This is a genomic window from Pseudomonas tructae (assembly GCF_004214895.1).
Lineage (GTDB): Bacteria > Pseudomonadota > Gammaproteobacteria > Pseudomonadales > Pseudomonadaceae > Aquipseudomonas > Aquipseudomonas tructae.
Genome location: NZ_CP035952.1, coordinates 2,812,235 through 2,826,824, shown reverse-complemented (window position 1 = coordinate 2,826,824; position 14,590 = coordinate 2,812,235). Strand labels below are relative to the sequence as shown.

Here is a 14,590-nt window from a genome sequence, read left to right as displayed (position 1 = left end):
GCGGCTACCGTCAGCGCGCCCGCAGCATCACCGCGGCACGCACGCGCTGCCTGCCGAAGGTGCTCATGCGCTGAAACTCGGCATGGCTCACCGGCAGGTGCTGGCAATCAAGACTTTGCCGCTGGCGGCTGTGATCCACATCCGGATCGTGCAGATAGACGAATTCCTCGTCGCAGCCGGTCACCACGACCCAATGAGGCGCCTTGAGCCGGGTAAATCGGTAGCTGCTGATCAGCACCAGCGGCTTGAAGCCTGCCGACAAGGCCGCCGCCAAGTCCAAGTGCACGCCAATGCGTTGCTCGACACCGGTATCTGCCAATGAGCGGGCAAAGCCGTCTTCGACCAATTGCATGACGGCCTTTTTTTCCGGGCTACGCACCCCATCGAGGAACAGCGAGCCTGCCTGGCTCAGCACCAGGCGCACCGCAAACCCGCGCGTCCAGGCGGCCAGCGCCAGGCCTTGGGGGCTACACCCGCCGTGACCGGCAGTCATGAATATCGTGGTCGCTTCACGCCACAACTGGATTTCTTCGGCGCGATTGAGCGAGCGCTTGCTGTCGATCGCCGCCATGGCCATCAACAGGCACGCCGCACCACAGGTGAATTCCGTGGTTTGCGGGTAATAAGGCACCTGCCGGGCCGGTGGCGGAGCATGGCGCAGGATGCGCTTCTCGTAGCGCAGCGCCTGGGCGTGATCCTCATAGTAGTCATCGACCACGGCAAAACGCCGGTAGCCGTTGGCCTCGTAGAGGCTGATGGCCGCTGGGTTGTCCGCACGAACCTCCAGGCGCAGCCAGGCGCAATTGCGCGTCAGCGCCGTCGCCTGGGCCTGCTGCAGCAAGCGCTGGCCCAGGCCATGCCCACGAAAGGCCCGCCCCACCGCAATGGAGTACAGGCGCGCCAGCGAGGTGCCGCGGTGAAACAGCAGCAGTGCATAACCGGCCAGTTGCCCGTCCTGCTCGGCAACCACCAGGCTGGCATTGGCACGGCTGAGCATCCAGTGAAAATTGCGCGGGCTCAGGCGATCGAGGGTAAAACACGCCTGTTCAAGCGCGACCAGATGGTCGATATCGGCCATCGATGCAAAGCGAAAATCAAAAGCCATGGCAACACCGTAATGTTTGAGTAACGAACCGGGACAGGGGGATTAACCCGTGATTTATTGAAGGTCTGTTCACTTCAACTGGGATCGACTACTCATGTCAGCGGTGCAAGCCAACATGGCCGAAGTATTGGACAAATCCGAACGTTCCACAATAACCCTCAGCGAAGAACCTCCCAGTACGCGGCGCGCCGGCAACCGCCTGCTGATCCTGGTGGAGCGCAAGGAAGACTGGGCCAGCTACCTGCCCAGCGAGAGCCTGATGCTCGCCCAGGACTACCTGGAACACAGCGACGACGGCGCCGGGCGGACCCAGGTCATCAACCTGTGCCGCAACTACAAGTACCTGGGCCAGGGCTATTACTGTTCGCTGCTGGCCGAAGCACGCGGGCACAAGGTGCTGCCGTCGGTACGCAGCATCAGCGAGCTGTCGCGCAAGGCGTTGTACGGTGTGGGCCTGGATGATCTGGAACGCACCCTCGAAGCTGCCCTGGTCAACCATCCCTATGGCAGCACCGAGGGTTTCACCCTGACCCTGTATTTTGGCAAGACCCTCATCACGCCGCTGCAGGCACTGGGCCGGCAACTGTTCGAAGCCTTCCCCTGCCCCATCTTGCTGGTGGAGTTTCGCCGCGGCGAGGCCTGGCAGATCGCCGGAATCAAGGCCGGGGCGCTGCACAAGCTGCGCGATGAGCAACAGCATGTGTTTGCCGACGCGCTGGATGCCTTCAACCGCCGCACCTGGCGCCAACCCGCGTCCAAGCGTATTGCCCGCTTCGACCTGGCGATACTGCACGACCCCGCCGAAGCCTTGCCGCCTTCCAACACCCTGGCACTGGAGCGATTCGTCGAAGCGGGCAAAGCGCTCGACATCGACGTCGAACTGATCGAGAAAAAAGACTATGCGCGGCTTGCAGAATTCGACGCGCTGTTCATTCGTGAGACCACACGGGTCGATGACCATACCTACCGCTTCGCCAAGAAAGCCGAGAGCGAAGGCCTGGTGGTCATCGATGACCCCTCCTCCATCTTGCGCTGCACCAACAAGGTCTACCTGGCCGACCTGCTCAAGCGCCGCAGCCTGGGCATGCCGGCAACGGAGATTCTCTACAAGGATCGGCCCCAGGAGCTGGAACAGGTGGGACGGCGCCTGGGCTTTCCGCTGGTGCTGAAAATTCCGGACGGCTGTTTCTCCCGTGGGGTCATCAAGGTCGCCGATGCGCAAGCCCTGGCCAACGCTGCCCAGGAGCTGTTCGAGCACTCGGTGCTGCTGCTCGCCCAGGAGTACTGCTACACCGAATACGACTGGCGCATCGGCGTACTCAACGGCGAAGCCCTGTACGCCTGCCAGTACTTCATGTCCAAGGGCCATTGGCAAATCTACAACCACAAGGCGCTGGCCGACGAAGTCAATGGCAAGTGCCGGGCGGTGCCTGTCGACCAGGCGCCGCCTGCAGTGGTCAAGCTTGCGGTCGATACCGCGCGCCTGATTGGCGAAGGCCTCTATGGTGTCGACCTCAAGCAGTGCGGTGAGCGGGTGCTGGTCATCGAAGTCAATGACAACCCCAACCTGGACGCCGGCATTGAAGATGCCGTGCTCGGTGATGAACTGTACCGGCGGGTGCTGCAGGCCTTCATCCAGCGCCTGGAACTCAAGCAACGTGGCCAGGCGTGATGATCGAAACCTATTGCATCCATGAGGGCAAGCTGTGCGCGAGCGCTGAACAGCTGGCAACGGTGTGGCTGTGCATTGCACCCGGAGCAGGCGAACGCCAGGCCCTCAACCTGCAACTGGGCATCAGCCTGCAAGCGCTGGAAAGCTCGCTCGATCCGGATGAAGTGGCGCGTATCGAGATCAAGCCCGATCACCTGTTCCTGGTCTGGAAACGTCCGGAAAGCTTCGACGGTCGTGCGTTCAACGTGTCGTCGTTTGGCGTGGTGCTGAGCGAGCAGCGCCTGGTGGTGGTGTGCGCAACCAATTCGTTATTGAACAGTCTGCATGGCGGCACGCTGCTGCAGAGCCCACTGGACGTGCTGATGGCCCTGCTCGATGAAAGCGTGCATCACTACCTGGGCCACTTGCGCGTGGTCAAGCAGGTGGCGCGCGAAATCCAGCAGCAGTTCAGCAGAACGATGGCCCCCGCGCGACTGGTGCAGATGTACAACTTGAGCGAGAGCCTGGTGTATTACGTCAACGCCATCCAGAGCAACGGCGCGGTGCTACAGCTGTTGCGCAGCCACGGTCGGCGCCATGGTTTCAGTTCGGCCCAGCTTGAAACGCTCAATGACCTGATCATCGAGAACGAACAGAGCTACCAACAGGCGAAAATCCACGCCCGGCTGTTCGACAGCCTGATCGAAGCCCGCGCCAACCTGGCCAACAACAGCATGAACCAGGCGCTGCGCAACCTCACCCTGATCAACGTGGTGTTTTTGCCACTGAACCTCATCGCCAGCATCGGTGGCATGTCCGAGTTCAGCATGATGACCTCGGGAGTGCCCTGGTGGCTGGCATTTCCCGGATTGCTGGCGGCCATGGCCGGTCTTGGCGCGGCCATGGCTTACGCACTCAAACGCATGGCGTGACTCATCTTCCTAGACACTTTTACAGGAGTACAACGGTGGAAAATTCAGACATCGGATTGTTCATGCTGGCCCTGATTGCAATCACCGGTGCCCTTATCAGTCTGCTCGAGCATCGCACCAGCAAACCCGCCAACCCTGAAGATCGCTCCCCCGAGTAGGCGCCAGCTCATGCTGGCACCCACCGGCAGCTCAAGGCTGTGAATTGACCAAGCGCAGCCCGGCCGCACTCCCCTGTGCTCGAACCACCGGGTCACAGGCCACAAAATCCTCCTTGCGCAACACCAGCAACGCCAGCAGCGAGACAACCCCGGTGGCCACGTAGAAGTACCACGGTGCAGTGATGTCGCCGGTCACCTTGATCAGCCAGGTGGAAATCAGCGGCGCACTGCCGCCGAACGCCGCCACCGGGATGTTGTAGGCCACGGCGATGCCGGTGGAGCGGATGCGGGTCGGCAGCAGTTCGCTCATTAGCGCGTAGGTCGAGGATGCGTAGAGCCCGAACAGGATCGCCACGGCCATCAGCGGCCAGATCAAGGTGGCCGGGGTGGCGCCGGGCGCGGCCTTGAAGAACCAGTACATGGCCAGGGTCGCCAAGGTGCCGATCACCATCAGGAACGGCTTGCGCCCGTAGCGATCGGTGAAGGCGCCGCCCAGGGGCATGACCAGCGCCGCCGAGAGGCTGGCGACGAACACGTAGAGCAAGGTGGTGCCGCTGTCGAACTTGAGGGTGTTGGCCATGTAGGTCGAGGCGAAGGTCAGCACCAGGTAGAAGATCGAGCTGTGCAGGGTGATGATGAAAAACACCAGGGCAATCGAGCGCTTCCACTGCCAGACTTCACGCAGCGGCGCCTTGGAAGTTTCCCCGGCCTCGACCAGGGCCAGGAACTCCGGGCTGTCTTCCAGCTTCAGGCGGATGTACAGCGAGATGAAGCCCAACGGCCCTGCGATCAGGAACGGAATCCGCCAGCCCCACTCCTGCATCAGCTCGGCGCCCAGGGCCCAGGTCATGCCGTTGGCCACGACGCCGCCCAGGACCAGGCCGAGCACTGCGGTGACCATCAGCCAGCAGGTGGCAAACCCTCGGCGCCCGGGGCCGGCGTACTCGGAAATGAAGCTGGTGATGGTGCCGATCTCGCCACCGGCAGAGAACCCCTGTACACAGCGGATCAGCACCAGCAGCACTGGCGCGGCGATGCCGATGCTGGCGTAGGTCGGCAGCAGGCCCAGCAGAAAAGTCGAGCCGGCCATCATCATCAACACGGTGATCAGGGTTTTGCGCCGGCCGATCTTATCGGCCAGGGGGCCGAAGAACAGGCCGCCCAGGGGCCGGATGAAGAAGCTCAGGGCAAAGGCGGCAAAGCTCGCCAGCAAACTGCTGGTGGGGTCGTCGGAGACGAAGAAGGCCTTGCCGATGTACAGGGCCAGAAAACCGTAGACGCCATAGTCGTACCACTCGATCAAGTGGCCGGAAGTGGCGCCGATGAAGGCCCGGCGCCGCTGGCGCTGGCGCTGGGAATTGGAAGATGACACGCCCATAGTGGGGACTCCTGTCGTGGTGCTATCCATGAAATGCCGTGCTTCAGAGGTTGCTCAAAGGCTCCGTGGGGTCCTGCAACCACTGGCGCAAGCGGGTCTTGAGGATTTTGCCATAGCTGTTCTTCGGCAGCTCGGGGCAGAACAGGTATTTTTTCGGCTTTTTGAACGAGGCCATGCGCGCCAGGAACCACTGACTGAGCCCCTGGGCATCGAGGCTGTGAGGTGTGCGCAACACCACGAAGGCCACCACCGACTCACCCCACAGGGCGTCGGCCTCGCCCACCACGCACACCTCGAACACCTCGGGGTGCTGCATCAGCACTTCCTCGACTTCGCGCGGGTAGATGTTGCTGCCACCGGAGATGATCACATCCTTGCAGCGATCGGTCAGGGTCAGGTAGCCCTGCTCGTCCAGCACGCCAATATCGCCTGTGAGCAGCCAGCCATTGACCAGCGCCTCGCCGGTGGCCTGCGGATTATCCCAGTAACCCTGCATCACCGTGGCCCCGCGCACGGCGATCTGCCCCGGCTCGCCCCGGGCCAGGGGCTGGCCTGCGGTATCCAGCACGCGCACTTCGATGCAGGCATGGGCACGCCCGACCGAAGCGGCGATGCGCGGCCAATCGGCGTGACTGCGGTCAGCGATGACCTCCCGGGACAGCGCGCTGATGGTCATCGGGCATTCACCCTGGCCGTAGATCTGCACCAGGCGCGGCCCGAAGGTGTCCAGGGCCTGGGCGAGGTCCGCCAGGTACATCGGCCCGCCGCCGTAAACGATGGTCTTGATCCCTTCGCCGTCATAACCCTGCTGCCGGGCCTGATCGACCAGGCGCTTGACCATGGTCGGTGCGGCAAACAGGCTGACCTGGCCCAGCTCCCGGGCCAGCTCGAACAGCTCCGCCGGCTCGAATCCTCGGGACACCGGTACCACGTGGCGGGCGCCACAGCGCACATGGATGAAGTTGTAGAGGCCCGCGCCATGGGACATCGGCGCAGCATAGACCACTGCGTCATCAGCGCTAACGGGGTCGACGTCCAGCGGATAGCACAAGGACATGGCGACCAGGTTGCCATGGGACAGCATCACGCCCTTGGAGCGCCCGGTGGTGCCGGAGGTGTAGAACAGCCAGGCAAGATCGGTGTCCGCCTGCGGATGCGGCTCCAGCAGTTCGTCGTCCGCCAACGGGCCTGACAAAGTCGGTTCGGGTACGCCCAGTTCGTGGCAGCCGGCCGGCAGGTTGGTCCCGGTAAAAACCTCGCCGTCATCGGTGTAGACCAACCGCGCCCCGGCGTTGTCAACAATCCAGGCTGCCTCCCGTGGGTGCAGCTTGCTGTTGATCGGTACCGCCACCGCCCCGCTCCACCAGATGGCATAGAGCAGCTCGAGATAGGCGCAGCTGTTTTTCATCAGCAAGGCCACCCGCTCGCCCGCCACGATGCCATGCTCATGGCGCAACTGCACGGCGCGGGCCCGGGCCCGGGCAGCGAAGCCCTGGTAGTCGGCGACCTGCCGGCACCCCTCGAAGAGCGCCGCCCGTCGCGGCCAGCGCTGCGCTGCATCGCGCAGCCAATGGGCGATGTTCATCCTCAGACCTTGATTGCTTGCAAGACGCTTGCGTAGTTGGCCACGGCCATGCCGCCCATGTTGAACAGCAAGCCGAACTCTGCCCCTGGCACACCCAGGCCGATGGGTTTGCCGGTCAGTTGGGCGAACCCCAGGGCATGCATCGAAACCCCGGTGGCACCCACCGGATGGCCCTTGGCCTTGAGCCCGCCGGACAAGTTCACTGGCAAGCGTCCGCCCGGGCGCACGCTTCCGTCGTCGATGGCCCGGTGCCCTTCGCCCCTGGGTGCCAGCCCCATGGCTTCGTAGATCAGCAGTTCGGCGATGGTGAAGCAGTCGTGGACCTCGGCGAAACTCAGGTCGCCCAGGGTCACCCCGGCCTCGCGCAAAGCGCCCTGGATCGCCCGTTGCGGCCCTTCGAAAGCCAGCACGTCGCGGCGCGACATGGGCAGGAAGTCATTCACCTGGGTCATGGCGCGGATCGCCACCTGGCGCTGCATGGAACGGGCGCGCTGCGGCGAGGCAAGGATGATCGCCGCCGCACCGTCACTGATCAGCGAGCAGTCGGTCAGCCGCAGGGGCGGTGCGATCAGCGGGTTGCCCTGGGATACGTTGTTGCAGTGTTCGAAATCCATTACCCGGTGCATCTGCGCCAGGGGGTTGGCCATGGCATTGGCGTGGTTCTTCACCGCGATCGCGGCCATCGAGGCCAATGGGCTGTGGTAGCGTTCGGTGTACTGCTGCGCCACCTGGCCAAACAGCTGGGCGAAGCTCAGCCCAGCCTCCTGCAGGGCATTCTGGTAGCCGGCGCCGGCCAGGGCGCGGGTGACTTCGACGGTGCTGTTGCCGGTCATTTTTTCCGCGCCGACCACCAATACCAGCTCGGCTGCACCGCTGCGGATCGCGTTGATCCCGGCCTGGATTGCCGCAGACCCCGAGGCGCAGGCATTCTCGCAGCGGGTCGCGGGCTTGAAGCGCAATTGCGGGTCAGCCTGGAGCATCAGCGAGGCGGGGAAACCATCGGCCACCAGGCCCGAATTGAAGTGTCCGAGAAACAGTGCGTCGATCTCGGCGGCGTCGATCGCAGCGTCCGCCAGGGCCTCGCGGGTTACCTTGACGATCAGGTCCTCGAGGTTCAAGCCATCCAGGCGACCAAAAGGGCTGTGGGCAGCAGCGACGATGGATACGGAATCGTGAGTCATGGTGATTTTCTTCTGTCCTTGAAGCGCGTATTCCCTACAATGATTCATCGCCTGAATCTCACGCTAGTTGGGGCAACTACGTACGTCAGTAAGTAGTAGCTCAGCAGGGGGCGCCGATAAACCCTAGGCAGGATGCCTGATGAGCGAACACCCGCAGCCTTTCCAGGATCTCGAACGCCTGGCCTTCCAGGTTTCCCCCGCACCGCAGCTGATTACCGGGCATCGACGGATGCTCGACTGCAACCAGGCCTTCGTCCGCCTGTTTGGCTACCCGCGCGAGCACCTGCAAGGCCACCTGACCCTGCTGTTGTACCCTTCTCACGCCGACTACCAGAGCATCGGCGATCGCAGCGAACACTGGCTGCGCAACGGCCCCGGCGCCTTTTACTCGGACGAGCGCTTCATGCAGCATCGCAATGGCGAGGTGTTCTGGGCCCGGGCCCACGGTTTTTCCCTGACGGAGGAGGATCCGTTCAAACTGATGGTCTGGCATTTCGAGCGCCTGGACCGCCAACCGGCGCCGACCATCCAGCTGACCCCGCGCGAACGGGAGATTTCGCTGCATATCGTCAATGGCCTGACCTGCAAGGAGGTGGCCCGCAAGCTGGACATTTCCCACCGCACCGTGGAAGTCCACCGCTCGCGGCTGATGAAGAAGCTTCAGGCCAAGAACAGCGCCGAGCTGGTGTCGAAGATCATCTTTATCAGTTGAGTAGCAGAGCACGCCTTGCGCAGACACTCAATTACCGCATTACACTCAAAGACACCACGCACCCTCGCGGACAGCCCCCGACATGAACAGCACCGCCCTCACCGCCTGCCTGCTCGCACTCTGCCTGGTACTGTCGGCCGGCTGTTCGAGCAAACCCAAGGCTCGCTACCAGGTCGCCAATGCCGGTTCCAACTGCCACGCCAAAGCCGTCCCCCGTGTCGGCGAAGGCGGCCTGGCCTGGGGCGCGACCTTGCAGATCGCCCGGCAGAAGTCCATGAACAACTGCATCCGCTATGCCGGGCGTTCCGGCGGCCTGCCCGATACCTGCAAGGTGGTGCTGGCCGAGTGCAAACGCTAGTCTCGCTGTAATCCATTCGCTATATATTTTTATATATAGCGTTGTCTATTTGCGCGCCTGGCTCTAGTATCCGTGGCGTTCTGCCATTGCGCGTGCCCGCTCGATCGATTCGACCTGACGGCCCCGGGGAGGGAGTTGTCGGTTGTATTGCGTCATGCGCTATATAAATAAATATATAACGATAACGACAAAGGAGCGCCATGACGCCGTTCGCCCCCCGTCCCCTGCTGCTCGCCCTGGCTGCCCTCAGCGCCCAGGCCGCAATGGCAGAGCAGAAAAACACCTTCAGCCTCGGTGAGATCCAGATATCGGCCCCGCAAGATGATGCCTTGGCCACCGGCAGCAGCGTCGTCGAGCTCGAAGACATGCGCCTGCATGATCGCGAAACCGTCGACAAGGCTCTGGCCCTGGCCCCCGGGGTGAACCTCGCCTACATGGGCGGGCGCGCCGAGCAAGTGGTGTACGTGCGCGGTTTCGACCGCCTGCAGGTACCGGTGTACATCGACGGCATCCCCACCTACGTGCCCTATGACGGCAATATCGACCTGGGCCGTTTCACCACCTATGACCTGTCACGCATTGAGGTGGCCAAGGGCTTTGCCTCGTTGCTGTACGGCCCCAACACCCTGGGCGGGGCGATAAACCTGATCACCCGGCGACCTGCCCAAGTGTTCGAAGGTGAAGTGGGCGGCGGCCTGGAACTGACCGACCATGGCAACCTCAACGCCCATCGCAGCTATGCCAACCTTGGTTCCAACCAGGGCAGTTGGTGGATGCAGGGCGGTGTGTCCTATGTCGACTACGACTATACGATGCTGCCGGACGACTTCGAGCCAACCAACAATCAGCAAGGCAAGGGCCGCCGCGAAAACAGCGACAAGCGCGATGCCAAGTTCAGCTTCAAGCTCGGATTGACCCCCAACGACACCGACGAATACGTGCTTGGCTATGTCCAGCAGCAAGGCCGCAAGGGCCAGCCACCCTATGCCGGCGACCTGCCTGCCACTGGCCAGCGCAAGCGCTGGTGGGAATGGCCGAAATGGGACAAGACCAGCCTGTTTCTGGCCACCAATACCCGCTTCGGCGAGCACGGCCTGAAGACCCGGGTTTACCACGATACCTTCAAGAACTCGCTGGAAAGCTTCGTCTACAACAACAGCATCCATGGCGCCATGCAGCCTGGCTTTCCGAGCAAGTACGACGATGAGTCCACCGGTTTCTCGGTCGAAGGCGACCTGGCCCTGAGCGCAGGCAACCGCCTGGGCATCGCCTACCACTTCAAGGAAGACGTGCACCGCTCGCGCGATGGCAGCGACCCGCAAACGCACTTTCGCGACCAGACCCAGTCCATCGCCCTGGAAGACACCCTGCGCCTGAACGACATCTTCAGCGTGGTCGGCGGCGTCTCGTACAATTACCGCAAGAGCCTTGAAGCCGAAAACTTCGGCACCCATGCCGCCTCGCCCAGGATCAAGACCCTGTATGACGAGCCCACCGGCAGCGATGATGCAGTCAACAGCCAGTTGGGCCTGTTCATCAACACCGGCCCGCTGCTGAACATCGATCACAATGGCCAGGTGCGCCTGACCGTCGCGCGCAAGAGCCGTTTCGCGACCATCAAGGACCGCTACTCGACCCGCTTTGGCACCGTGATCCCCAGCCCCGACCTCAAGTCCGAACGGGCCACCCACTACGAGCTGGGCTACAGCGGTGCCATCAACCGCCAATGGACCCTCGACACGGCGCTGTTCGTCAGCAACATCGAAGACTCCATCCAGCAGGTCACCGTCACCCCGGTAACCGGTTGCGCGGCGCCGTGCGGCCAGTACCAGAACATTGCCAAGGCACGTAACCAGGGCGTCGAACTGGGCCTGCGCGGTGATCTGGGCAACTGGGAACTCAGCAGCAGCTACACCTACCTGGACCGTGAAAACCGCAGCAACCCCGCGCTGCGCCCGATCGACACACCGCGCCACAACCTGTTCGCCTCGGCCAGCCTGAACCTCGACGCCTGGCGCCATACCGCCAGCATGGAAGCCGCCTCGCGGCGCTACAACCAGTCCGATGGCAGCCAGATGAGCGCAGGCTACGCGGTGTACAACCTCAAGAGCGGCTACCGCTTGAGCAACGACGTGCGCATCGAGGCAGGCGTGCGCAACCTGTTCGATCGCCTTTATGAATACAGCGAGGGGTATCCGGAAATGGGTCGCAGCTACTTTGTACAGTTCAATGTGCCACTGTAAGGCCTGGCTGCTGGCCCTGGCGCTGGGCGCGGCCAGTGTCCAGGCCGCAGCGCCGCAGCCGGTGGTGGTGCTGACCAGCTACCCGCAAGAGATGATGACGCGCTTCGAAGAGGCTTTCGAGCGCGCCAACCCGCAGTACCGCCTGCAAATCCTCTGGCGCCAGGGCTTCGATGCCCTGCCCTATCTGCGTCAGGCCGATCAGGGCGGCGTCGATGTCTACTGGGCGCCGTCGCCGGGCAACTTCCAGCGTTTGGCCCAGGGCGCCGGCTGGCAGCCGCTGGGTGTCGACCTGGACGGCTTGCCAGAGCGCATTGGCGGCATCGCCCTGCGCGACCACGATGCGCGCTACCAGGCCACGGAGCTTGCCGGTTACGGCTTTGCCATCAATCCGGGTGAATTGACCAAGCTCGGTATGCCTGCCCCGCAAGACTGGCCGGACCTGCTCGATGCCCGCCTGCGCGGGCGCATCGCCCTGCCGGATCCTGCACGGGTCGGCTTTGCCCCGGTACTGCTGGACATCGTCCTGCAGGCCTACGGCTGGGACAAAGGCTGGGCGCTGTGGAGCGAAATCGCCGGCCAGTCACGGCTGGTCGAGCGCGGTGGCACCCTGGTCAGTGACGAGGTGGTCAGCGGCCGCTCGGCGGTGGGTGTGTCGATCGACTTCTTCGTCGCCTCGGCCGTGAGCAACGGCGAAGCAGTCGAATTCGTCTACCCCGCCCATGGCGGGCTTAACCCGGCGCACATCGCCATCACCCGCCAGGCCAGGCAGGTCGAGGGCGCGCGGAGCTTTGTGCGCTTTGTATTGTCACCTGAAGGGCAAACCCTGCTGGCCGACCCGGACATTCGCAAACTGCCGGTACGCCCGGCCGTGTATGCCGATCTGCCAGCGGCCTATCACGACCCCTTTGCCGCCGCCCGCCACGGTGCCTATGCCTACGCCGATGACAGTTCACGCGAGCGCCTGGCGCTGATCACTTGCGTGTTCGATCAGTGGCTTGGCCAGCCCCATGAACGCCTCAGCGCTTTGTGGGCGCGGGTTCACGCAGGTGAAGCCCTGGGCCGTGATCTGGCAGCCGTGCGCGAACTTCTCAGCGCACCGCCCATCGATGAGCAGCAAGCTGCATCAGCCTCGCTGCTGGAACTGTTTGGCCAGCGTCAGGACCAGGGCATGCTGCGCCAGCCGGCCAGCGACCAGGACGCCCTGGGCCGCACGGAAATTGCCTGGCAGTTCCATAGCGCCAGGCAACAGGCGCAAGCCGAGCGCCTGCTGGCGGCCATGGGCCTGTGATGCGTGCTATCGGGATGCTGCTCGGCGTGCTGCTGAGTCAGTCCGCCAGCGCCGCCGCCACCCGCGAAGCCTTCGCCCAGCCCTTGCCGGGCCTGGATAAGCCGCAGCAGCGGGAGCGCTTCTTCCATGGCCGCAGCCTGTTCCGCCAGGCCTGGGTGGTGGCGCCCTCGCGGGACGAAGCGGTCGATGGCCTGGGGCCGTTGTACAATCGCATCAGTTGCATTGCCTGCCACCCCAAGAACGGTCGCGGGCAGGCACCTGCCAGCCCACACGAACCGCTGCGCTCGATGCTGGTCCGGCTGTCACTGCCCGGGCGCGATGCCCAGGGCGGGCCGCTGCCGCATCCTGCCTATGGTGATCAGCTCAACGAATCGGGGATTCCCGGTGTGGCGGCTGAAGGCCAGGCACATATTCGTTGGCAAGAGCAGTTTGTGACCTTGGCCGATGGTCAGCGGGTCGGCCTGCGCTCGCCACAGTTGAGCTTCAGCGAACTGGCCTATGGCCCGTTGGGTGACGTACGGACCTCGATGCGGGTCGGCTCGGGGGTGTTCGGCCTGGGCCTGCTCGAAGCCATCGACGCCAGCACCCTGCAAGCACTGGTCGACGTGCCCAAGCCCGATGGCGTCAGGGGCCGCGTCAACCTGGTGTGGAGCGTCGAGCGCCAGCGCCTTGAGCCCGGGCGCTTTGGCCTCAAGTCAAACCAGCCGGACCTGCGTCAGCAGATTGCCAGCGCCCTGCACGGCGACTTGGGCATTACTTCGCCGCTGTATCCCGAACAGAACTGCATGCCATTGCAAGCTGACTGTCGCCAGGCGGAAAGTGGCGGTGAGCCGGAGCTCGATGCCCTGCAGTTGGGCGACCTGCATTTCTACCTGGCGCACCTGGCACCACCGCCGCGACGTGATCAGGACAACCCCCAGGTGCAGCGGGGCGAGCGGCTATTTGGCGAGGCTGGCTGTGCCCAGTGCCACCGCCCACGCCTGACCACGGGCCAGCATCCGCTGTACCCGCTGTTGTCAGCGCGGCCGATCGAGCCCTACAGCGACCTGTTGCTGCATGACATGGGCCCGGGCCTGGCTGATGGCCGTGATGACTACCAGGCCAATGGCCGCGAGTGGCGTACCCCGCCACTGTGGGGCCTGGGGCTGCTCGAACGGATCAATCCGGGGGCCGGATACCTGCATGATGGCCGCGCGCGTACGCTTGAGGAGGCGGTGTTGTGGCATGGGGGGGAAGCGGCCGTGGCGCGGGAGCGTTTCAAGGCGTTGGTCGCCGATGATCGGCGGGCGTTGCGGGCGTTTTTACAGTCGCTGTAATCCCAATCGCGGGGCAAGCCGAGGGTGTCAGAAATTTTGTGTTTGAGCATAACATGAGTAAAAGGTGCATGTATGCCAACCAAAAAGAAACCGCTCCGAGAGTTACCAAAGGTTCCGAAAGAGCTGCTTGAGCGGTTTTCCGCTACCCCGCTGATGACCGCAGAAGCCATCGAAGAAGCCTCTGCGGCATTCTGAGCGGGTCCTGAGCGCCGAGCTGGGTCATCACCTGGGCTTATCCTCCGGGCGCGCAGCGTCCGGAGGATGAAACCAACCAGCGCAATGGCAAGAGCGGCAAGACCGTGCTAACCAGCGATGGCCCGTTACGGCTGGATATCCCGCGTGACCGGGATGGCAGTTTTTCGCCCATTCTGATCCCCAAGCATGAGCGCCGTTACACCGGTTTCGATGACAAGATCATCGCCATGTATGCCCGCGGGATGACGGTCAGAGAAATCCGCGTCTTTCTCTCCGAGCAGTACGGAACAGAGGTCTCGCCCGACTTCATTAGATCTGTGACCGACGAGGTCATGGAAGAAATTGGCGCGTGTCAACAGCGGCCCCTGGAGCCGATGTATCCGGTCATTTTCTTTGATGCTTTGCGGGTCAAAATTCGTGAAGAAGGATACAGTCAATGCACGAAAGGGCTGCACAGCAGCTCTTTCGTGCCCAGTACTACTTGACGT

At 63.3% G+C, this 14,590-nt stretch carries 12 protein-coding genes and 1 pseudogene; 9 read left to right on the top strand and 4 right to left on the bottom strand.

Annotated features, from left to right (window positions below):
* Nucleotides 1-10: 10 nt before the first annotated feature.
* Nucleotides 11-1,105, bottom strand: coding sequence for a GNAT family N-acetyltransferase/peptidase C39 family protein (locus tag EXN22_RS13000; protein ID WP_130264434.1), 1,095 nt, complete (start codon nt 1,103-1,105; stop codon nt 11-13).
* A gap of 94 nt (nt 1,106-1,199) precedes the next feature.
* Between EXN22_RS13000 and EXN22_RS12995 the strand changes: the two genes are divergently transcribed.
* From EXN22_RS12995 to EXN22_RS26490, 3 genes are read left to right on the top strand one after another with little or no spacing between them, the layout of a single operon-like run.
* Nucleotides 1,200-2,777, top strand: coding sequence for a RimK family protein (locus EXN22_RS12995; protein ID WP_130264433.1), 1,578 nt, complete (start codon nt 1,200-1,202; stop codon nt 2,775-2,777).
* The gene (locus tag EXN22_RS12990; RefSeq protein ID WP_130266815.1) at nt 2,777-3,688 is read left to right on the top strand and encodes a magnesium transporter CorA family protein; all 912 of its coding nucleotides are present in this window, start codon (nt 2,777-2,779) and stop codon (nt 3,686-3,688) included. Before EXN22_RS12995 ends, EXN22_RS12990 begins: the two co-directional genes overlap by 1 nt.
* 35 nt (nt 3,689-3,723) lie before the next feature.
* Nucleotides 3,724-3,846, top strand: coding sequence for a hypothetical protein (locus EXN22_RS26490; protein WP_267903246.1), 123 nt, complete (start codon nt 3,724-3,726; stop codon nt 3,844-3,846).
* A gap of 31 nt (nt 3,847-3,877) precedes the next feature.
* On the opposite strand, the gene EXN22_RS12985 is transcribed toward EXN22_RS26490, so the two are convergent.
* Genes EXN22_RS12985 through EXN22_RS12975 form a run of 3 tightly spaced genes read right to left on the bottom strand, consistent with a single transcriptional unit; the run spans nt 3,878 to nt 7,990 of the window.
* Nucleotides 3,878-5,224 carry an MFS transporter gene (locus EXN22_RS12985; protein ID WP_130264432.1) on the bottom strand — a complete coding sequence of 449 codons (1,347 nt, stop codon included), beginning with the start codon at nt 5,222-5,224 and terminating at the stop codon, nt 3,878-3,880.
* Nucleotides 5,225-5,267: 43 nt separating this feature from the next.
* Nucleotides 5,268-6,809, bottom strand: a complete 1,542-nt coding sequence (locus EXN22_RS12980; protein ID WP_130264431.1) for a class I adenylate-forming enzyme family protein — start codon at nt 6,807-6,809, stop codon at nt 5,268-5,270.
* 2 nt (nt 6,810-6,811) lie between these two features.
* Nucleotides 6,812-7,990, bottom strand: a complete 1,179-nt coding sequence (locus EXN22_RS12975) for an acetyl-CoA acetyltransferase (RefSeq protein WP_130264430.1) — start codon at nt 7,988-7,990, stop codon at nt 6,812-6,814.
* A gap of 139 nt (nt 7,991-8,129) precedes the next feature.
* On the opposite strand from EXN22_RS12975, the gene EXN22_RS12970 reads away from it, so the two are divergent.
* The 6 genes and pseudogenes from EXN22_RS12970 to EXN22_RS12945 all read left to right on the top strand — a co-directional run.
* On the top strand, nt 8,130-8,702 hold the full coding sequence (locus tag EXN22_RS12970) for a LuxR C-terminal-related transcriptional regulator (protein ID WP_130264429.1): 573 nt from the start codon (nt 8,130-8,132) through the stop codon (nt 8,700-8,702).
* 82 nt (nt 8,703-8,784) lie between these two features.
* Nucleotides 8,785-9,060 (top strand): hypothetical protein, encoded by a 276-nt coding sequence (locus EXN22_RS12965; RefSeq protein ID WP_130264428.1) that lies wholly within the window; start codon nt 8,785-8,787, stop codon nt 9,058-9,060.
* A gap of 200 nt (nt 9,061-9,260) precedes the next feature.
* Nucleotides 9,261-11,303, top strand: coding sequence for a TonB-dependent receptor plug domain-containing protein (locus EXN22_RS12960; protein WP_130264427.1), 2,043 nt, complete (start codon nt 9,261-9,263; stop codon nt 11,301-11,303).
* Complete coding sequence (locus tag EXN22_RS12955) at nt 11,290-12,591, top strand: ABC transporter substrate-binding protein (RefSeq protein WP_130264426.1); 1,302 nt, start codon at nt 11,290-11,292, stop codon at nt 12,589-12,591. The genes EXN22_RS12960 and EXN22_RS12955 overlap by 14 nt, the downstream gene beginning before the upstream one ends.
* On the top strand, nt 12,591-13,907 hold the full coding sequence (locus tag EXN22_RS12950; protein ID WP_130264425.1) for a di-heme oxidoreductase family protein: 1,317 nt from the start codon (nt 12,591-12,593) through the stop codon (nt 13,905-13,907). The genes EXN22_RS12955 and EXN22_RS12950 overlap by 1 nt, the downstream gene beginning before the upstream one ends.
* A gap of 72 nt (nt 13,908-13,979) precedes the next feature.
* Nucleotides 13,980-14,530, top strand: a pseudogene (locus EXN22_RS12945) (transposase); the annotation flags it as partial.
* Nucleotides 14,531-14,590 lie beyond the last annotated feature (60 nt).